Source organism: Stenotrophomonas sp. YJH_SMC_79 (assembly GCF_059367995.1).
The window spans coordinates 379,300-399,113 of record NZ_JCAFRK010000003.1; the positions used below are offsets into that span (position 1 = coordinate 379,300).

Sequence of the window (19,814 nt, forward strand, 5' to 3'; positions counted from 1 at the left end):
CGTGCTTGTGGGCCGACAGAGGGCATGGGATAGTCCCGGCCAGTAGATTTTCTTAGGAGTCCGCATCGTGATCGATCCGGACGGCTATCGACCGAACGTCGGCATCGTGCTGATGCGGCAGGACGGCCAGGTGTTCTGGGCACGACGTGTGCGCCGGGATGGCTGGCAGTTCCCGCAGGGTGGCATGAACACCGACGAGACGCCTGTCGAGGCCATGTATCGTGAACTGCAGGAAGAGACTGGCCTGCTGCCTGAGCATGTGGAAGTGCTCGGGGCGACGCCCGGCTGGCTGCGCTACAAGCTGCCGGCGCGGGCCATCCGCCGCAACGAGCGGCAGGTCTGCATCGGCCAGAAGCAGGTCTGGTTCCTGCTGCGCCTGACCGGCGACGAATCCCACGTGAAGCTGGACCACACCGACTCGCCCGAGTTCGACCACTGGCGCTGGGTGGACTTCTGGTACCCGGTGGAGCACGTGGTGATGTTCAAGCGTGGCGTCTATGCGCGTGCGTTGCGACATCTGGCGCCGCTGGCGCGCGGGGTGGCCGGGCAGGGGGTTACCGCCATGCCCAAGAGCGCCGCCGAGGCCTGGATGCCGGGCCATACCGCCGGGCACGAGCGCCCGCGCAAGCGCCCGCGGACCCGCGGCTACTGGCCGAAGAAGGCCACCGGCGATGGCCCGGCCAGCTGACGGGCTGAACGGTATCGAGAATGGTTCAGGTCTCTGATTGACAACCATTCTCGTTTCCATTGGAATAGCCAACAGGCCGCCTCTGGCCTGTCAGCCCGGTCCACGCCTGTGTACGTCTGCATCTGCAACGGAGTCACCGACCACCAGATCCGCGAAGCCGCCAGCAATGGCGTCAGCACGGTGGCCGAACTGACCATGCGTACCGGCTGTGGTGCCACCTGCGGTTCCTGCCTGGACATGGCAGGCGACCTGCTGGCCAAGGCGCGTGCCACCCACGATCTGCCGCTGCCGGTATTGGGCCTGGCCCAGGTCGCCTGATCGTCTCTTCGCGGCGTATTGACGCCGCGCTTTCGCATCCTTCACATGTGGCCGCACAGGCCAATGCGCACGATTCGCGTTCCTTCACGACCGCACGCAAGGCGTTAAAGTGCCTGCGTTTTCAGCGTGCAGGAGCATCCCCATGAAGGGCGACACCAAGGTCATCGAATTCCTCAACAAGGTCCTCTACAACGAGCTGACCGCGATCAACCAGTACTTCCTGCACGCCAAGATGCTGAAGAACTGGGGCATCAAGGAACTGGCCGAACACGAGTACAAGGAATCGATCGACGAGATGAAGCATGCCGACATGCTCGCCGACCGTATTCTGTTCCTCGAAGGCCTGCCGAACTTCCAGGCGCTGGGCAAGCTGCGCATCGGTGAGAACCCGACCGAGATCCTGCAGTGCGACCTGTCGCTGGAACGCGATGGCGTGGTTACCCTGCGCGAGGCCGTGGCCTATTCCGATTCGGTCGGCGACTACGTCAGCCGCCAGCTGTTCGTGAAGATCCTCGATTCGGAAGAAGAGCACATCGACTGGCTGGAAACCCAGCTGGACCTGATCGAGCGCATCGGCGAACCGAAGTACCTGCTGAGCAAGCTGGAAGAGTGAGTCAGCCGCCCTGGCCGGCGCGATGCTGTGCCAGGTAGCCCGTCAGTGCCACGCGCGCACGGGCGAATTCCGCAACCAGCAGCGCCACCGCCACTGCGGGGCGCTGCAGGCTGCCGCTGCGGGCTTCATGCTCGATGCGCTGCGCGACTGCCGACAGCGACAGTGCGCCCACGTTCGCGCTGGATGACTTGAGGCTGTGCGCGAGGGCCTGCAGGCGGGGCTCGTCGCCGGCCTGCGCGGCCTGCTGCAGCTGCTGCACCATCGCCGGCGCATCCTCCAGGAACACCGAGATGATCTGGAGGGCGGTGTCGCCGATCACCGCGTGCAGCTCGTCCAGCACGTCGCGGTCCAGCACCGGTTGCGTCACCGCTTGGCTTTTCGTGCCTTGTAGAGCCGAGCCATGCTCGGCTGCCGGTGCTCGATCGGGTGCGAGGGCTTCGCCATCGAGCAAGCTCGACGCTCCGACATCGCGTGATCGTTGCCCCCAGCGCTGCAGCAGCGCATGCAGGGTGGTACGTGCAATCGGCTTGGACAGATAGTCGTCCATGCCGGCCTGCAGGCAGCGCTCACGGTCACCGGCCATGGCATTGGCGGTCATTGCGATGATCGGAAGGCGCGGACGCCCGTTCTCCACTTCCTCGGCGCGCCAGCGGTGGGTGGCGGCATAACCGTCCAGCACCGGCATCTGGCAGTCCATCAGCACCACATCTACATCGCCTTCGCGCAGGGCAAGCAACGCCTGCTCGCCATCGGCGGCGTTGCGCACCTCGCACTGGAACACGCGCAGCAGCTGCTCGGCCACCATGCGGTTGACCGTGTTGTCCTCCACCAGCAGCACGCGCAGGTGCAACGGCGGCAGCGGGGGCGCGGGCTGCCCCTGTCCTGCATTGACCAGCAGCGCGGCGGGGCGCGCATGCGCGACCGGTGCCGCCAGCAGTGCATGCAGCGCCGCGTCGTCGAAATGCGAGGGCAGCTGCCGCTGGCGCGGGCGTGCCGGAAGGGCATCGTCCTGCAGCCACAGCACCTGCAGCGCGTCGTCCTCGCCACGTTCGGCCAACGCCTGTTGCAGCGTTGCTTCACCGATGCGGCGCGCACGTGCATCGACCAGCAGCCAGGCCGGTGCCGGTTGCCCCGGCCTCGGCACTGCGCGCAGGCGCTCGACCACGGCATCGAACTGCGCCATGGCGTGCACCAGCAGCCCATGATGGGCCGCGATGCGCTCGATGCGTGCCTGCAGGATGGCATCGCCACTGAACAGCAGCAGCGAGTCTGGCGTGCGCGCCATGGCAGGCAGGTCGCCGGGCACCTTCAACAACGGGATCTCGAACCAGAACGTGGCGCCCTGGCCGGGCGTGGACTGCACGCCGATGCGCCCGTGCATCAGGTCGATGATGCGCTTGCAGATCGCCAGGCCCAGGCCGGTGCCACCGTAGATGCGGGTCGTTGAGGCATCGGCCTGGCTGAAGGACTGGAACAGGCGCGCCTGCAGCGCCTCGTCGATGCCGATGCCGGTGTCGATGACCTCAAAGCGCAGCTGGTGCTGTGCCGCACCTTCGCCCAGGCGCTGCACGCGCAGCTGCACCTGGCCGCGTGCGGTGAACTTGATCGCGTTGGCCAGCAGGTTGCTCAACACCTGGCGCAGTCGTACCGGGTCGCCACGCACCGGCAGGCGCACCGACGGGTCCAGCAGCAGCCCCAGCGACAGGCCCTTGGCGTCGGCGGCGCGCTGCATCAGCTGCACCACGCCATCAAGCAGGTCGCGCAGGTTGAAACTGGTGATCTCCAGTTCCAGTGCCTGCGCTTCCAGCCGCGAGTAGTCGAGAATGTCATCGACGATGCGCAGCAACTGCTGCGAGCTGGCCGAGGCGGTGGCCAGCATCTGCCGCTGGTCCTCGCCCAGCGGGCCGCGCGCGATCAGCTCCAGCATCGGCAGGATGCCGTTGAGCGGCGTACGGATCTCGTGGCTCATCGTGGCCAGGAACTCGCCCTTGGCCAGCACCGCCGCCTCGGCGGCCTGCTTGGCCTGCAGCAGCTGCTGCTCCAGCTGCCCCTGGCGTTCGGTGGTGCGGCGCAGCTGGTCACGTTCGCTGGCCAACGCGCTGCGCTCACGCTGCAGGAGGGCCAGTGCATGGCTGCGCGCGCGCAGCCGCAGGCCCAACAGCAGCGCCGTGATGGAGGCCGCGGCAAGGGCAACCAGCAGCGCGACCCACATCGGCACGTCAGAGCACCGCGTTGTGGAAGTCGAAGTTCAGATCGCTGCCGGCAGACTGCACCATGTTGCCCTGGATGTAGTCGACACCGCCCACCCACATCGCGGCGGCGGCCTGCGGATCTTCGATCTGCTGGCCGATGATCTGCTGCCCGGCGGCGTGCGCCCGTTCGATTGCCCGGCGCAGCTCTTCGCGCGTGGCCGGATTGGCGTGGCTGCTGGAGAAGCGCGCGGCCATGCGCACGAACGACAACGGCAGCTGGGTCAGCAGTGCATCGGCTTCGCCACCGGGTTCGAACTGGCTCAGGCAGAAACGCACGCCGGCCCCTGCCATGCGTTCGCAGAACTGCTGCAGCGGCACGGCGTGGATCAGCGCGTCCGGCAGGCGCACGTCGATCACCAGTGCGCTGCCGGGCAGGCCGCGTTGCTGCAGTGATTCCAGCAGCCAGTCGGCGAAGGCATCGCGCTGCAGCGTGCGCAGTGACTGCGAGACGAACAGGTTCAGCGGCTGCGTCGCGTGCCGGTACAGGTCGAGAAGGCCCAGTGCATGGTCCATCACCTGCTGGTCGAGATCGGCGATGCGCCCGGCAGCCTCTGCGGCCGGAATCACCTGGCCTGCCGCCAGCAGCGTACCGTCGGCCTGGCGAAGGCGCAGCAGCAGCTGGTACTGCGCGGTATTGCCGCCGGCGACGGCGACGATCGGCTGGTAGGCCAGTTCAAGCTGGCCTTCCAGCAGTGCCAGGTGTTCCTGCTCGCTGATCACGTCGCGGTGCACGTGGCCAGCCACGCCGGCGCTGAGCAGGCGTGCCTGCAGGGTGGTGCGCTCGACCGCTTCGAGCGCGCTGCTGGCATCGTCGAAGCCCGGCGACAGCGGTGCATAGCCGACCACGCCGCGCAGGTGCACGGATTCGTCGTCGCGGATCACGAAGGCCCGCGCCGACAACTGCTCGCGCAGTGCAGCGGCAATGCCTTCCAGGCTGTCCTCGCTGACATTGCGCGCAAGCAGCAGGAAGCTGTTGTCGTTCAGGCGCGCCAGCAGGTGCGGGTGGCCGGCTTCTGCCAGGCGTTGCCCGGCCTGCACCATCAGGCGCTCGAAGGCCGCATAGCCATAGCGCTCGCGCAGGCCCAGTGCACTGGATATCTCGACGAACAGCACGCCGCCCTGGTCGCGGTGGGCAAGCGCGGCGTTGAGCTGCTGCAGTACGTGATGCCGCGTCGGCAGCCCGGTTTCCGGGTTGCTGGTGGCCGGGGTGCCGGATACGCCGGGGAGGGTTGCGGCCTGCGCCCGCGCGCGTCGGATGCGGTTGGCCACGGCGGCGATCAGGTGGCGCGGGCGGATCGGCTTGCTCAGGTAGTCGTCGGCGCCACTGTCGAGTACCTCGAACTGGCGTTCCGGGTCCGGGTCGCCGCTGAGGAACACGATGGGCAGCAGCTGCAGGCCGGGCTGCTGGCGGATCAGCGCGGTCAGGCGCATTCCGTCCAGGCCGGGCAGGTGCAGGTCCATCAGGATCAGGTCGGGGCGATGTTCCTTGATCGCCTGCAGTGCGTCATCGGCATCGCTGTGCACGATCGCCTGCATGCCGGCGCCGTGCAGCACGCTCTGTGCGAACAGCGCCTGGGCGCGATCATCCTCGACGATCAGCACGCGGTAGGGCGAATCGGAGGGCGGCGGCGCCTGATCGTTGTTGCCAGCCTCGGCCAGCATGGCCGGGCCCGGTAACGGCGGCGGTGCGCTGCCGATCGATGCGGGCGCATCGGAGGCGGCCAGCGGCGGAACCGCTGCCGGTGCTGCGGCGACGGCGCCCGCCGGTTCAGCGGTCCAGCGTTGCCAATGATCGGCCGGAGGGGTTTCAGCGCGTCCCGGGCGGGCGCCCGCGGGGGATTCGTTTGCGGCCATCGGTGCTCCTGGTGTTCGCGTCCATTATGCGACAAGCCCGGCGATCAACCGGTACCGGTCTGGCGTGGACTGTCGGGCGCTGCGGTGCGTGCCAGCCAGCGCACGCCCTTCCAGAGGGCGCGCCAGACCAGCCACACCAGCAGTGCGCCGGCCAGGCTGCAGGCCAGCACCACGATCAGCGCGATCCACGGGTGTGCCAGAGCCAGGGCCAGGCCGCCGATCACCACGGTGTCCTCGGCGGCGGAGGCGACCCAGTTGCTGGCCGGCTCCGGCGAAGTGTTGAGCAGGGCACGGGTGCCGGCTTTCAAGCCATGGCTGGCCAGCGCAACACCTGCACCGGCAGCGAGTGCTCCGGTGCCCAGCTGCCCGTCCGGCGACAGTGTGGCCGCGGCGAGGAAGGCACCCGCAGGCACGCGTGCCAGGGTCTGCACCAGATCCCACGCCGAGTCGACGCCGGGAATCTTGTCGGCGAAGAATTCGGTCACCGCCAGCGCCGCCGAGGTGCCCAGTACCCACCACGACTCAGTGGCCTGCAGGGCCGGTGGCAGGTCGACCCAGCCGAGCAGGCCGGCCAGGCCGACGCCGAACACCGTGAGGTAGACGCGGATGCCGGCCAGCCAGGCCAGCAGGATGCCGATCACGAACAGGTGGGCTTCGGTCATGGCGATGCTCCGGCGACGGAACTGTGCAGGGGCCACACTATCGACGATGGCGTGCCTGAACGCCACAGACCGCGGTCGGTCACTGCGCAGGAAACCCACCCGTCCTGTCATACACTAGCCCGTCGTTTGCCACAGGGGCCGTACCGGTGTCGCCCTCGCGATGCCCCGGAAACCACCCATGACCAACCGTCCTCCCATGCGTGTGCAGGTCCGCCTGCCCGGTGCGCCGCAACCGCCGGCCGACCGTCGCCGCCTGCTGGTGATCGGCGGCATCTGGCTGCTCAGCCTGGTGCTGGCCGTGCTGGGTGGCTGCTGGATGGCCACGCCGCGCGATGCACAGGGCCAGCGCCTGCAGGCCGCCGAGAAGCGCGCCGAGACGCTGCAGGTGCAGCTGACCGAACTGCGCCAGAAGCAGGCCACGCTGGAAGCCTCCGACCGCATCAGCCGCGCCGCCAACACCGAGGTGCAGTCCTCGCTGGCCGAGCGCGATGAGGAAATCGCCGGCCTGCGTGCCGACGTTGCCTTCTATGAGCGCCTGGTGGGTTCGACCAGCCAGCGCAAGGGCCTGAACACCCATTCGATCGAGTTCAGCCCGGAAGCGGCCGGCACCTGGCAGTACACCGCCGTGCTGACCCAGAACCTCAACCGCGGCGCCATCAGCCAGGGGCAGATGCGTTTCACCGTGGAAGGCGTGAAGAACGGCAAGCTGGCCACGATCAGCTGGGATGATCTGCACCAGCGCAGCAAGGTACCGGGACAGGATTACTCGTTCCGGTACTTCCAGCAGATCACCGGCAGCGTGATGCTGCCGGCTGACTTCACCCCGCAACGCGTGCGGGTGACATTGGGGAGTGGTACGGGGGGTACCACCCAGGTATTCGACTGGAAACAGGCCGGTGCGCCGGCCAGCAAAGGGGAGTAGGCAGATGTTCGGAAGCAGCAAATCCAACCGTGAAGGCCAGCTGGTGGTGGATGCCCTGATCGGCAACCAGGTGGTGATCCGCGGCGATGTGGAATTCAGTGGTGGCCTGTATGTGGAAGGCCGCATCCACGGCAAGGTGATCGCCGCCGAAGGCGCCAGCGGCGCGACCCTGACGGTCGCCGAGCATGGCGTGATCGAGGGCGAGATCCGCGCCCAGGTGGTGGTCATCAGCGGTCGCCTCGATGGCGACGTGCATGCCACCGAAAAGGTCGAGCTGACCCCGAGCGCGCGGGTCAACGGTAACGTCCATTACCAGGTGGTGGAGATGAATGCGGGTGCCCAGCTGAACGGCCGCCTGATCCATGCCAGCGCGCCGATGGCTGCCCTGCCGGCCCCGGAAGGCGACGACGCCAATGGTGGCAAGGGTGATACTGCTGCACGCCGCAAGCTGGCCGAGGCGATGGCTTGAAAGCCGTCGTCGGCGCCCCCATGCTGACGGCATGAGCACGCTAGTCTCCCTGCCCGGCGCCACCCCGGCCGCCGCGCCCGATTACCAGTCGCTGGAGCGCCCGCTGAACTTCACCGAGTCGGCGGCCGCCAAGGTCAAATCCCTGATCCAGGAAGAGGGCAACCCCGACCTGGCCCTGCGTGTGTACATCGAAGGTGGTGGCTGTTCGGGCTTCCAGTACGGGTTCGAGTTCGACGAGAACCGTGCCGAGGACGACCTGGCGGTACAGACCAGCGGGGTGACCCTGCTGGTCGACCCGCTGAGCCTGCAGTACCTGATGGGCGCCGAGGTGGACTACACCGAGAGCCTGACCGGTGCGCAGTTCGTGATCCGCAACCCGAACGCCAAGACCACCTGCGGCTGCGGCAGCAGCTTCAGCATGTAGGCGGGGCGCGGGGCCTGCGTCCCGCGCGACAAGGTGTGTGGAGCAAGCTCCACACCCACTGACGGCTTCGGCAAAGCCCGCAGCTTGCCACCTGCATCGATTGGCGGCACGCTTGCCGGATGCCCAATACTCCTTCGCCGCTTTCCGGTTTCGCCTTCGTGGGCGAACCGCTGGAGCGCGCCGATGCCCTGCGCGAAGATGCCGATGCACTGGCGCGCCTGTGGCCAGGCGCGCGCATTCTGGTGCTCGACAAGGACGGCAGCGCCTTCACCAGTGATGACGACCAGCCGCTGGCGCTGACCGGCGCCGACATCGGCGGCGGGCCCGGCTCCGCGATCTTCCTCGGCCTGCGCGGGGAACAAGCGTGGTTCTCGGTTGAAGCCGCCAGCGTCACCGTCACCGCACCACGTCGCCTCGATCTGCGTCAGGCCGCCCTGCTGTGGTCGGTGGCTGATGCGACCGCTTTCAGCTACGCACGTGGCATGTCCTACTGGCACTCACGTACCCGTTTCTGCGGTGTATGTGGTGGTGCCGTGGCGTTCGCCCGCGGCGGCTTCGTGGGGCGTTGCGCGCAGTGTTCCACCGAGCACTACCCGCGTGTCGACCCCGCTGTGATCGTGGCGGTTGAAAACCAGGGCCGCCTGTTGCTCGGCCGCCAGTCGAACTGGGCGCCACGTCGCTACTCGGTGCTGGCCGGCTTTGTCGAGCCGGGCGAGACCTTCGAGCAGACCGTGGTGCGCGAAGTCCACGAGGAGAGCAAGGTGCGGGTGACCGCCTGCCAGTACCTCGGTTCGCAGCCCTGGCCATTCCCGGGTGCGCTGATGGTTGGCTTCCGCGCACAGGCGCACGCCGATCTGCCGGCCGTGGATGGTGAACTGGAGGACGCACGCTGGTTCAGTGCCGAGGAGGTCGGTGCCGCGCTGGCACGTGATGACGAAGACGATGGCAAGGGTATCCGCCTGTCACCGCCGATCTCGATTTCGCGAGGGCTGATCGAGCACTGGTACCGGCAGCAGAAGGGCTGAGCCAGGCCGGCGGGGGCGCCTGTATTGCCGCCACCTGAACACGGCACGGGTTACAGTCCGGTTCACCGCTGAGGGCGCCGCTGCGACAGGTAAGGTAGCGACGCCGAGCGATCTGTTTCGTAGGGAGACCCGCCATGTTCACCACTCTGGCCGCCGTGCTGGTCGCATTGGCCCTGGGCCATGTCGCTCCGGCCGCTGCTGCTTCGCTGCGCCGTTTCGACGGCTTCCGGCGCTGGTTGGGCTGGCTGGATGCGCGTGGTGGAAAGGCCTGGCAGGGGCCGGCGGGTGTTGCCCTGGCACTGCTGCCGCCGCTGCTGCTGATGGGCCTTCTGGCCTGGCTGCTGCGCGGGGTACTGTTCGGTCTGCCATCGTTGTTGCTGGGCGTCGCGGTGCTGGCCTGGTGTTGGGGCCCGCGTGACCTGGACCGCGATATCGAGGCCATCATCGATGCCGACGATGCAGCGACGCGGCAGGCCGCAGTGCGCAACCTGCAGTCGGCCGGCGGCAGCCTGCGCGAGGACATCCCGTCGCTGGTCGAGGCGACGGTGCTCAACGCACTGCGACGCTGGTTCGCGGTGTTGTTCTGGTTCCTGTTGCTGGGCCCGGCCGGCGCGCTGGGTTACCGGCTGCTGGCGCTGATGGCGGAGAGCCCGATGCGCGCACGCGTGCCGGTGGAGCCGCTGGCGCTGGCGCAGCGCCTGCTGGGCTGGATCGAGTGGCCGGTGGCACAGTTGATGGCGTTCTCGATGGCGCTGGTCGGCAATTTCGATACGGCGTGGAAGGCCTGGCGCCAGGCGCACGGTGAGCGCCTGGCAGGCAACATCGGGTTCCTGGGCGCGGTGGCGCGGGCCAGCGTCAATGCCGAACTGCGCGAGGATGCACACGACTACACCGAAGCGGGGCTGTTGCCGGTGTGGCAGCGGTTGCCGGACCTGCGGGATGCGATGAGCCTGGTGTGGCGGATGCTGCTGCTGTGGTTGGCGATCCTCGCCCTGCTGGTGATTGCAGGCTGGGTGACGTAGTTGCTTTGCAGGGCTTGCAGCCCTGCACCTGCAGAGGCAACAGCAACAGCAACAGCGGCTCTGGGTTGCTGAGGGTTGGGCGGGGCGGTGTGGGGCTGCAGGACACGCCGTAAACCCCCAGGCCGGCCCAGCCGCTAGCGGCTGGGCGTTCGGGCGCTTACGAAGCAGTGCTTCGCAAGCAAAGCGCCCTCACCCCTGGGGGCTCGATGGCGCCTTGCTCGTGTGCGCTGTCCTGCGCACACGGCAAGGCCGGGGTTGGGCGTCCTGCCCAACCCGCCCGAGGCGTGCCTCGGGCCCATGGCGCCAACGGTCCTGCAGCCCCACACCGCCCCACCCCCGACAGATTCCGGCGGCTGTTGGTAGGTGTCGACCTTGGTCGACACGGTAGATCCACGCCATGCGTGGATGCAGAGCGAAGCGATCCGCTTCCGCTTTTGATCTTCTCTTTCTTTTCCGTGGTGGACGCACACGGAAACTGTCCGTGGCCGGGTGGGTGGGCTGCGCAGGGGCGTGAGCCGCATGGATGCGGCGACCGAGCTTACATGGACGTACTTGCAGCGGCCCCTGCGCAGCCTACCCGCCCGGCCAACCCCATGATCGACGAACGCCGCCCACCACGAGGGGCTGCGCCGTTGGCTGGAAACCTAGATCGGTGCCAGTGCAGTGAACGGTGCCCACGGCAGATTGCGCAGCAGTGCATACCCGGGCAGCACCCAGAGCCAGAACGTGGGATTGGCCAGTACCCGCATCAGCGGGTCGAGCACACGCGGCCGGATGCCGGCGATGTTCAGCAGCATCAGCAGCAGGAACGGCAGGCTGATGACCAGCAACGGGTTCATCGCCATCGCGCCGGGCAGGTCGAAGTGGACCAGGGAATACAGGCAGCGCGTGCTGCCACAGCCCGGGCAGTACAGGCCGGTCAGGGCGTACAGCGGGCAGCTCGGCAGGGGATTGCCGGCGACATACGGATTGACGTTGCGCAGCACCACCGTGGCACCTGCGGCCAGGCCGGCGGAAACCAGCAGCGGCGCCCAGCGGGCGAGTCGGGAACGGATGGGAAGCGCAGACATGCAACAACGGATCCGGCGCAGGCGCCGGATCCGTCCAGGCGTATCAGTAGCCGCTGTTGCTCATCGCGCCCATGCCGCCGAGCACAACGAAGAACAGCACGTACAGCACGACCAGCACGGCCCAGGCGATGGCCGACCAGATGGCCCACTTCTTGGCCTTGGCAGCCGAATCCTGGGCGCCGGCGATGTCGCCAGCGGCCAGCTTGCCGTTGACCTGTGCAGCGTAGACGATCGACACGATGCCGGCCGGCAGGCAGCAGAACAGGGTGGTCAGGATGGCCCAGACCAGATTGTTCGGGACCTGCGGAGTAGCGGTATTCATGGGTTCAAGCTCCTTGATGGGTGGTGGTGGTGAATCATTGGTCGGAAAGAGCGCCCAGTACGGCCAAGCCGCCGAACAGCCCGAGCCACAACAGCAACAGGACCGGCAGGGCCACGGCCGAAGCCACTGCCCACCAGCCCGCCTTGCGCGACGCGCTGTAAGCCCCCGGCAGGTCGCCGGCCGCGCGACGGCCATCGACCTGGGAGGCATAGACGATCGACACCACGCCCAACGGCAGGCAGCAGAACAGCGTCGTCAGGATCGCCCAGACCAGATGGTTGGGGATGTAGACCGGACGGCTGAGCGGTGGTGGTTGATTCAAAGCGAGACTCCATTCCTTGGTGGCCGGCCTTGGTGAATCGGCCGGACCTCCCCCCTGTGGGTGCGTAATCTACCGCAACCGGCGTTGCATGTATGCGTTTACAGTCACGACATGTCGCGTACGCCACTGGACGGTGACGTATGCGGGGGAGGTTGCCGGGCCCGCCTGGCGGGCCGGTTGCGTCAGGCGTGATCGCCGCGCAGGGCCCGCACCTGGGCTTCCAACGCCTGGGCGTTGGCGGTGTGGCCATCCACGGCCGGTGCCGCCACCACTTCGACGGTGGCGCGGAAACGGCGCGGCACGCGCATGCGGCCGAGGCGGCTGTCGCGCCGGCTCCACATGCTCGACCACATGCCGCGCAGGGCCATCGGCACCACCGGCACCGGACGCCGCTCGAGGATCTTCTCGACGCCGGATTTGAACGGTGCCATCGCACCATCCTTGGTCAGTGCACCTTCCGGGAAGATGCAGACCAGCTCGCCCTCGGCCAGTGCTGCGTCGATGTCATCGAACGCGCGCTGCATCAACGCCGGGTCTTCGCGCGCACCGGCGATCGGGATCGCCTTGGCGGTACGGAAGATCCAGCGCATCACCGGGATGTTGAAGATCCTGTAGTACATGACGAAGCGCACCGGGCGCGGAATCGTCGCCGACAGGATCAGTGCGTCCATGTAGCTGACATGGTTGCAGACCAGCAGCGCGGCGCCCTCGTCGGGAACGTTCGCTTCGATGCCGTGCGGACGCAGGCGGTACAGGGTGCGCACCATCAGCCAGCTGAGGAAGCGCATCAGGAATTCGGGGACGATGGTGAAGATGTAGATCGCCACCAGTGCGTTGGCGATGGCCAGCGCCAGGAACTGCTGCGGAATGGTCCAGTGCAGCAGCTTGTGCGCGGCCAGCGACAGCAGGGCCGCGCCCACGATGAAGCCGGAATTCTGGATGTTCAGCGCGGCGAACACGCGCGACATCTGCGCCTTCGGCGTGCGGCTCTGGATCAGCGCGAACAGCGGCACCACGAAGATGCCGGTGAACAGGCCGATCCCGATCAGGTCGATGACGATGCGGATGCTGCCGGGTTGCTGCAGGAACGTGCCGACGGTCAGTCCGTGCGCGGTCGCCTCGCCGCTGCGGGCGAAGTACAGGTCAAGCAGGAAGGCGGTCATGCCGAACGCACCCAGCGGCACCAGGCCGATTTCCACCGTGCGTGCCGACAGCTTCTCGCACAGCAGCGAGCCGACGCCGGTGCCGACCGAGAACAGGGCCAGCGCGAAGATGTACAGGGTCGGCTCGCCCCCCAGGTTGGTGACGGCGTAGGCCGGCAGCTGCGAGGTCAGCACCGTACCGACGAACCAGAACCAGGACACGCCGAGGATCGAGTTGCGCACGGCTTTCTGCTGGCGCGCCATGCGCAGCACCGCCAACGATTCCGGCAGCGGGTTCCAGTTGATCTTCAGGTTGGGATCACCGGCATCGACCTTGGGAATCAGCCGTGCGGCGATGTTGCCGCAGACCGCCAGCGCGATGATCGCGCACGCGGCCACCACCGTGCCATGACTGCCGGCCACGGTGAACACCAGGCCGCCGACGATCATGCCGGACAGGATCGACATCGAGGTGCCCATCTCGACCAGGCCGTTGCCGCCGGTCAGTTCCTCGGGCTTGAGCACCGACGGCAGCACCGAATACTTCACCGGGCCGAACAGGGTCGATTGCATGCCGGTGCAGAACAACGCCACCAGCAACACCGGCAGGCTCTGGGTGAGGAAGCCGGTGGCGGCCAGCGACATGATCACGATCTCCATGGTGGTGGTGATCACGATCAGCCGCGATTTTTCCAGCTTGTCGGCAATCTGCCCGGCCAGTGCCGAGAACAGGAAGTACGGCAGGATGAAGATGGCCGGCGCCAGCGTGGCATACAACCCCAGTTCTTCCTCCGGCACGGCCATGAACAGCAACATGCTGATGATCGCCTGCCGGTACACGTTGTCGTTGAACGCTCCGAGCGCCTGGACGACGAAGAACGGCAGGAAACGGCGCTGGCGCAGCAGGGCGAACTGGTTGTGACCGGACATGGAACCTCCTTGACCGGCGCAGCCTAGCATTCCTGCCCGTGTGTCGGGACTGCGGTGGGGCGCATCCACGCATGGCGTGGATCTGCCCAGACCCCATGGCGGTGGGTGCGGACCGTTGGTCCGCACTCGGCCTGAAGGTCTCAGACGATATCGTCGACCACGCCGCCATCCACGCGCAGTGCCGCACCGGACGTGGCCGAAGCCTGCGGCGAGGCCAGGTACACCACCATGTTGGCCACTTCCTCGACCGTGGCAGTGCGCTGGATCACCGAAGACGGCCGGTGTGCCATCACAAACTCGCGGCCGATCTGCTCCAGCGGCTTGCCACTGCGCTGGCGTTCATCTTCGAACATCGCCGCGAAGCCGTCGGACAGGGTCGGGCCGGGCAGCACCGCGTTGACGGTGACGCCACTGCCGGCCACGCGCTTGGCCAGGCCGCGCGACAGCGACAGCTGCGCGGTCTTGCTGACGCCGTAATGGATCATGTCGGCAGGAATGTTGCGTGCCGATTCGGAGGAAATGAACAGCACGCGGCCCCAACCAGCTGCCACCATCGCCGGCAGCAGCGCACGCGACAGGCGCACGCCGGACATCACGTTGGTCTGCCAGTAACGCTCCCAGGTGGCGTCTTCAGTCTCGAAGAAGTCCTCGGGGCCGAAGATGCCGGCGTTGTTGACCAGGATGTCGACCGTGGGCAGGCCGGCCAGCAGCGTGTCGACGCCGGCCGCATCGGAGAGGTCGGCGGCGACGCCGGTCACCTCGGCACCCGGAACGGAGGCGAGCAGGCGCAGGCGGGCACGTTCGACGCTGTCGGTGCTGCGGCCATTGAGAATGACCCGCGCGCCCGCTGCGGCAAGGCCCTGCGCGATCGCCAGGCCGATGCCGGCGGTGGAAGCGGTGACCAGCGCGGTGCGGCCGGCGAGTTCGATCTTCATGGGGGAGTCCAGGAGCAGGGGATCACCCAGTATCCGCGCGGAAACGTGATCGGGATGCAGCGCCAGGCGCAACGCGCTGTTGCGCACGGCACAGTAGATCCACGCCATGCGTGGATGCAGCACCGGTAGCGCCGGACCATGCCCAGCGGCACGTTGTCAGGTGAGCGTACGCACCGCCTCATTCGCCGCCGCCCGCACCTTCGGCAGCATCCGCAGCACCAGCGCCATCTGCGTGCGGATCAGCTGCAGCTTCGGTGGCATCGCCTCATCGATCTGTTCCAGCTCAGCGGCCACTGCGCGGTCGGCGTCGTTGTCATCTTCCGCGACCTGCTGTCGTGCGGTCAGCGCCGCCGCCAGCTGCTGCAGTGCCTTTCGCACGCGATCACCGGCGGCCAAGGCCAGTGGATCGCCGGCGTAGCTGTCCACCTGGTCGCGGTGCGCACCCAGCGCCGACAAGTGCCCAAGCAGCGTGTTGGAGAGGGCCAGGAAGTGGAAGCCGGCATCCAGGTTGCGGCGCACGTGGCCGGGTTCGCGCAGCATGTTCGACAGTGCGGTGGACAGCGCGGCGTCGGCGTTGTGCATGTCGCGGCGGGCGATGCGATAGGCCAGGTCATCGCGCATGCCGCTGCGGTACTGGCCCAGCACCGAATCGAGGTAGCGCGCGGCGGTATCCAGCACCCGCGCCAGCACCAAGTGCAGCTGTCGGCCCTGCCAATCGGGCAGGATCAGGAACGCAGCAGCGGCGGCGATCGCGCAGCCCAGCAGCGTATCGACCATGCGCGGCACGATCAGCACGAAGCCATCGCCGATCAGGTTGAAGCAGGTCAGGGCCATCACCGTGATCGCCGCCGATGCCACCAGGTAGCGATCGGTACGGGTGAAGAAGAACAGCAGCGCCGACAGCAGCGCGATCAGCAGCTGCACGTGCAGTTGCGGGAACAGCTGCAGCAGCGCCCAGGTGAGCACGAGGCCGGCCACGGTACCGGCGATGCGCTGCGCCAGGCGCTGGCGGGTGGCGCCGAAGTTGGGGCGGCACACGAATACGATGGTCAGCAGCACCCAGGAGCCGTTCTGTGCGTTGAACAGCCGGATGGCCGCGAAACCGGCGATCAGCGCCAGCGCCATGCGCAGGCCATGGCGGAACAGCACCGAACCGGGCGTGAGCTGCTGGCGCAGGCGCACGCCCATCTCGCGCAGGGTGTGCGGATTGCTGTCGCGCAGGCGCGTATCGACATTGTCGAGGCTGGCCTCGGAGCGTTCGGCGTCCAGCAGCCGGCGCTCGATGCTGCGCAGGTTGTGCACCAGCAGGTCCAGCGAACCAAGCAGGCGCTGCCACTGCGGGCGCCGCTGGTCGCGCAGGTAGGCCAGCGCATCGGCCAGGTCGCGCCCGGCCTGCTGGTTGTTTTCGCCATACACGAACGGGCGGCGCAGGCGGATTGCCTCGCCCAGCCGCGCGCACGCCTGGCCCTGCAGATCGAGCAGGCGCTGGCAGCGGTACAGCACGTCGCTGTGGAAGAAGGCATCGACCAGGGCGCCGTACGGGTAGTGCGAGGAACTGGCGCGCTCGTGGAAGTCCTGTGCCATGTAGTACAGGCGCAGGTACAGGCCGGAGTTCACGCCGGGCCGGCCGGAGCGGCCGAAGCGGGCCAGGATCGCCGTCTTGGCCTCGTTCAACGCGCCGACCACGCGCCGGTTCTGCTCGGCCAGATCGAGCTGGCGGCGTTGCAGGTCGGCCTCACGTACCGGCTCGAACAGGGCGGCCTTCAGCTGCAGGTAGCGGCCCAGTTCGATGTAGAGCCGCGCCACGCGTTCGCGCACCGGGCGGTTGGCGAACAGTGCGGTCCACAGGATCGACAGCAGTCCGTACCAGACCGCACCCGCCAGCAGGTGGCTGACGGCGTCCAGCGCGCTGTGCAGATCGCTGGCGCCATGCTGCTCCAGGCCGATCATGGTGTAGATGGCCAGCGTTACCGTGGCCTGGGCGATGGATGCGTAGCGCTCGCCGAGCGCGCCGAGCAGGGTCAGGCAGAAGGTGGACAGTGCCAGCGCGCCGATGAAGATCCACGGCCAGGGGAACAGCCAGATCACCGACGCCGCGGCGATGCAGAAGCACAGCAGTGACAGCGCCACGGCCTTGGTCCGGCCCCACCAGTTGTCGTCGGTCTCGGCGATGGCGCTGGCGATGATGCCGAGGAAAACGCCGGGCAGGGCGCTCAGCGCATCCAGCTGCCAGCACACGGCAAGCGCTGCGGTCAGTGCGATGAACACGCGCAGGCCATAACTGGCCTTCTCATGGGCCCACAGGCGGCTGAGGCGGGATTGGCGGGCGGGCATGCAGGCTCGGTGGAAGGGTCTTCCACCATTATTGCGGGGGTCGGGGTGAAGGGGACAGCCCGCGAAGGAATACCCGGTAGTGCCGGCCGCTGGCCGGCTCCCATGCGGCCGGACGAAGGTGCGGGGAGCCGGCCGGCGGCCGGCACTGCCGGATTGCCGGGCCTTACATGTCGAACCGCACGCTCAGTGCGATCGTGCGCGGCAGGCCGGCGCCGGCGTTGGACCAGTATTTCCGGTTGGCCAGGTTCTCGACGCTGGCACGCAGGGTCACCGGGTGGCCCGAGGCAAGCAGCCGGTAGCCGACGCCGGCATTCACCAGCGTGTAGCCGGGTAGCTTCAGCGTATTGTCGGCGTCGTACCAGACATCGCCGTAGTAGCGCACGGCCGCATACGTTTCCAGGCCGTCCACCCACGGCAGCTGGTAGGTGGCGTGCAGGACCCCGCTCCAGCGCGCAGCACCGGCGGTACGGTTGCCTTCCTGTGCGGCGCTGGCCGGCGACAACCTGTCATAGGTCGGGTCCAGCCAGGTGACGCCACCGCCGACCGTCAGGGCATCGTTGAGGTGCAGGTCGGCACTGGCTTCGATGCCTTCGTACACCGTGATGCCGTCCTGCACCAGGCGCTTGCCGGCGGGCGTGAGCTCATCGATGTTGGCGCCACGCTCCAGCCGGAACGCCGCCAGGTTCGCGTTCCAGCGCGCCGCCTCGACCTTCGCGCCGATCTCGTACTGCTTGCTGATGGTCGGGTCGAGCACGTCGCCCGCGTTGATGTAGCTGTTGCCTACGCGGCTGCCGGCTTCCAGCGATTCGATGTAGCTGGCATACAGCGTGACCGCCTCGCTGGGCTTGAACATCACGGCGTAGGTCGGCGTGACCGGGTAGGTGCGGTAACGCCCCTTGGTTTCGAAGTCGTTGTAGCGCCAGCCCGCCAGCACAGACCAGCCACCGCCGAGGTTCACCGTATCGCTTGCGAACACCGCCTGCTGCACGGTCTCGTCGCCGCGGGTCATCACCCGTGAACCGACGGCATCGTGGCGGATGGCGTGGCGCTGGTACAGGTTGGCGCGGCCGATCAGGCTCCATTCGTAGGGACGGTCCCAGCCCAGCCCGGTCTGATGGCTGATGCCCGCCACCACCTCATGCTGCAGGGGGCCGGTGCGGAAGCTGCCCTGCAGCATCGCCTGCGCCAGCTTCCACTCGCTCTTGCCGCCCAGTTCGTAGACGTTGACGTCGTAATCGCCGTTGGGATCGTCGATGTAGGCGAAGATCTTGTTGACGTCGTTCCACGAGGTGGTGACGCCGTAACTCAGGCTGGCTTTCCAGTCGCTGTTGATCTGCCAGTTCAAGCCGGTCGACAGCAGGCTCGATCGGGTGTCGTAGTAGGTGCCGGGCACGCCATTGTCGACGTCGCCGGCAATCGGGTGCGGCGACGAGGTCAGGCCGCGGAAGTAGTACTGCGGCGCTTCGCCGCTGAGATCGCGCGACTGGAAGACGCCATCCAGGGTCCATGTCAGGCGATCAGTCAGCCGTGCGTCCAAGGCGAGTGCACCGACCTTGCGATCCACGCGGCCCCCGTTGAAGGTCTCGCCCTTTTCCCGGTAGGCGTTGAAACGGTAGCCGAACATCTGTTCGTTGCCGAAGCGGCCGCCGGCATCGATGCCGCCACTGACGATGCCCTGCTCGCGCCAGCCCAGCTGGGCGGAGAAGGTGGGCGTGTCGGTCGGCTTCTTGGTGATGTAGTTGACGATGCCGCCGGGCGCACCGAACCCGTACAGGAATCCGCCCGGGCCTTTCAGCAGATCGACCTGTTCCATCACTTCCAGCGGCCATTCGGTGCCCCAGGAAGAGACCTGCAGGCCATTGACCCGATAGCTGTCGAAATTCAGTTCGATACCGCGATTGCGGATGGGCGAGCTCCAGCCACTGGCATAGGCGCTGACCTGGGTGGTGACCGAAGGGTCGAGCAGGAAGGCTTCGCCCAGTGAGACCACCTGGCGCTGCTCGATCTGCTCGCGGCCCACGGCGGTGATCGCAAACGGGGTATCGCGCAGGGCGCGGTCGCCCAGGGCGCCAGTGTCGGCGTGGGTGCGTTCGGCGGTGACCTTGACCGCATCCAGTTCGGTGGCACTGCGGTTACCGCGGTCCGGTGCGGATTGAGCATGCGCGGCACATGCCACGGACAGGGAAATGGCAAGCAGGGCCGGGCGGCACAGCAGGTGCGATGGCATGGTTCGGTGATCCTCGGCGGGCGGCCACGGGCCATCCGCCCACGGGTGGGGGGAGGGGCAGTGGCTGGGATCACGCAGGCTGGCCGGAGATGGCAGCGGGGCGCCGCGGAGGGGCGCAGGACCATGGCTGGATGAGAATTGTTCTCTTTTCGTTACGGCGCGTCAAATCCGGCGACATGCGGACCAACGGTCCGCATCCACCATCCGCGCCCACGGTCCGTACCCACCATTCGCACCCACGGTAGTGCCGGCCGCTGGCCGGCAGATTCGCCGTACGGAGAAA

At 67.6% G+C, this 19,814-nt stretch carries 18 protein-coding genes; 8 read left to right on the forward strand and 10 right to left on the reverse strand.

Annotated features, from left to right (window positions below; all coding sequences use genetic code 11):
* Positions 1–67 precede the first annotated feature (67 nt).
* The 3 genes from AC5P57_RS12810 (at position 68) to bfr (ending at position 1,619) form a co-directional block, all read left to right on the forward strand.
* The gene (locus tag AC5P57_RS12810) at positions 68–688 is read left to right on the forward strand and encodes an RNA pyrophosphohydrolase (protein WP_099554087.1); all 621 of its coding nucleotides are present in this window, start codon (positions 68–70) and stop codon (positions 686–688) included.
* 108 nt (positions 689–796) lie between these two features.
* Complete coding sequence (locus AC5P57_RS12815; protein WP_019336609.1) at positions 797–1,006, forward strand: (2Fe-2S)-binding protein; 210 nt, start codon at positions 797–799, stop codon at positions 1,004–1,006.
* Positions 1,007–1,148: 142 nt separating this feature from the next.
* Entirely contained in the window at positions 1,149–1,619 is a 471-nt protein-coding gene (bfr, locus tag AC5P57_RS12820) for a bacterioferritin (RefSeq protein ID WP_005419804.1), read from the forward strand.
* 1 nt (position 1,620) lies between these two features.
* Here bfr and AC5P57_RS12825 read toward each other — a convergent pair whose 3' ends face one another.
* Genes AC5P57_RS12825 through AC5P57_RS12835 form a run of 3 tightly spaced genes read right to left on the reverse strand, consistent with a single transcriptional unit; the run spans position 1,621 to position 6,387 of the window.
* The gene (locus AC5P57_RS12825) at positions 1,621–3,837 is read right to left on the reverse strand and encodes an ATP-binding protein (RefSeq protein ID WP_099554089.1); all 2,217 of its coding nucleotides are present in this window, start codon (positions 3,835–3,837) and stop codon (positions 1,621–1,623) included.
* 1 nt (position 3,838) lies between these two features.
* Complete coding sequence (locus tag AC5P57_RS12830; protein WP_099554091.1) at positions 3,839–5,725, reverse strand: EAL domain-containing protein; 1,887 nt, start codon at positions 5,723–5,725, stop codon at positions 3,839–3,841.
* A gap of 44 nt (positions 5,726–5,769) precedes the next feature.
* Positions 5,770–6,387, reverse strand: coding sequence for a DUF4126 domain-containing protein (locus tag AC5P57_RS12835; protein WP_099554092.1), 618 nt, complete (start codon positions 6,385–6,387; stop codon positions 5,770–5,772).
* Positions 6,388–6,565: 178 nt separating this feature from the next.
* Between AC5P57_RS12835 and AC5P57_RS12840 the strand changes: the two genes are divergently transcribed.
* The 5 genes from AC5P57_RS12840 to ampE all read left to right on the forward strand — a co-directional run bounded on the left by AC5P57_RS12840 (position 6,566) and on the right by ampE (position 10,249).
* Entirely contained in the window at positions 6,566–7,309 is a 744-nt protein-coding gene (locus AC5P57_RS12840) for a DUF6776 family protein (RefSeq protein ID WP_099554094.1), read from the forward strand.
* A 4-nt stretch (positions 7,310–7,313) separates the two neighbouring features.
* Positions 7,314–7,778 (forward strand): bactofilin family protein, encoded by a 465-nt coding sequence (locus AC5P57_RS12845; protein ID WP_099554096.1) that lies wholly within the window; start codon positions 7,314–7,316, stop codon positions 7,776–7,778.
* 31 nt (positions 7,779–7,809) lie between these two features.
* On the forward strand, positions 7,810–8,202 hold the full coding sequence (gene erpA, locus AC5P57_RS12850; RefSeq protein ID WP_005411302.1) for an iron-sulfur cluster insertion protein ErpA: 393 nt from the start codon (positions 7,810–7,812) through the stop codon (positions 8,200–8,202).
* 119 nt (positions 8,203–8,321) lie between these two features.
* Positions 8,322–9,227: an NAD(+) diphosphatase gene (gene nudC, locus AC5P57_RS12855; RefSeq protein WP_099554098.1), complete on the forward strand. Its 906-nt coding sequence runs from the start codon at positions 8,322–8,324 to the stop codon at positions 9,225–9,227.
* 134 nt (positions 9,228–9,361) lie between these two features.
* Positions 9,362–10,249, forward strand: coding sequence for a regulatory signaling modulator protein AmpE (ampE, locus tag AC5P57_RS12860; protein WP_099554100.1), 888 nt, complete (start codon positions 9,362–9,364; stop codon positions 10,247–10,249).
* 644 nt (positions 10,250–10,893) lie between these two features.
* Here ampE and AC5P57_RS12865 read toward each other — a convergent pair.
* The 7 genes from AC5P57_RS12865 to AC5P57_RS12895 all read right to left on the reverse strand — a co-directional run bounded on the left by AC5P57_RS12865 (position 10,894) and on the right by AC5P57_RS12895 (position 19,531).
* The gene (locus AC5P57_RS12865; protein WP_049427336.1) at positions 10,894–11,319 is read right to left on the reverse strand and encodes a DUF2752 domain-containing protein; all 426 of its coding nucleotides are present in this window, start codon (positions 11,317–11,319) and stop codon (positions 10,894–10,896) included.
* A gap of 43 nt (positions 11,320–11,362) precedes the next feature.
* Positions 11,363–11,641 carry a CD225/dispanin family protein gene (locus AC5P57_RS12870; RefSeq protein WP_005411298.1) on the reverse strand — a complete coding sequence of 93 codons (279 nt, stop codon included), beginning with the start codon at positions 11,639–11,641 and terminating at the stop codon, positions 11,363–11,365.
* A gap of 34 nt (positions 11,642–11,675) precedes the next feature.
* The gene (locus tag AC5P57_RS12875) at positions 11,676–11,963 is read right to left on the reverse strand and encodes a CD225/dispanin family protein (protein WP_005411297.1); all 288 of its coding nucleotides are present in this window, start codon (positions 11,961–11,963) and stop codon (positions 11,676–11,678) included.
* Positions 11,964–12,145: 182 nt separating this feature from the next.
* Positions 12,146–14,035 carry an MFS transporter gene (locus AC5P57_RS12880; protein WP_099554787.1) on the reverse strand — a complete coding sequence of 630 codons (1,890 nt, stop codon included), beginning with the start codon at positions 14,033–14,035 and terminating at the stop codon, positions 12,146–12,148.
* Positions 14,036–14,175: 140 nt separating this feature from the next.
* Positions 14,176–14,970 carry an SDR family NAD(P)-dependent oxidoreductase gene (locus AC5P57_RS12885; RefSeq protein ID WP_099554791.1) on the reverse strand — a complete coding sequence of 265 codons (795 nt, stop codon included), beginning with the start codon at positions 14,968–14,970 and terminating at the stop codon, positions 14,176–14,178.
* A 156-nt stretch (positions 14,971–15,126) separates the two neighbouring features.
* Positions 15,127–17,304, reverse strand: a complete 2,178-nt coding sequence (gene yccS, locus AC5P57_RS12890) for a YccS family putative transporter (RefSeq protein ID WP_099554785.1) — start codon at positions 17,302–17,304, stop codon at positions 15,127–15,129.
* 163 nt (positions 17,305–17,467) lie between these two features.
* Positions 17,468–19,531: a TonB-dependent siderophore receptor gene (locus tag AC5P57_RS12895; protein ID WP_099554783.1), complete on the reverse strand. Its 2,064-nt coding sequence runs from the start codon at positions 19,529–19,531 to the stop codon at positions 17,468–17,470.
* Between the last annotated feature and the right edge of the window lie 283 nt (positions 19,532–19,814).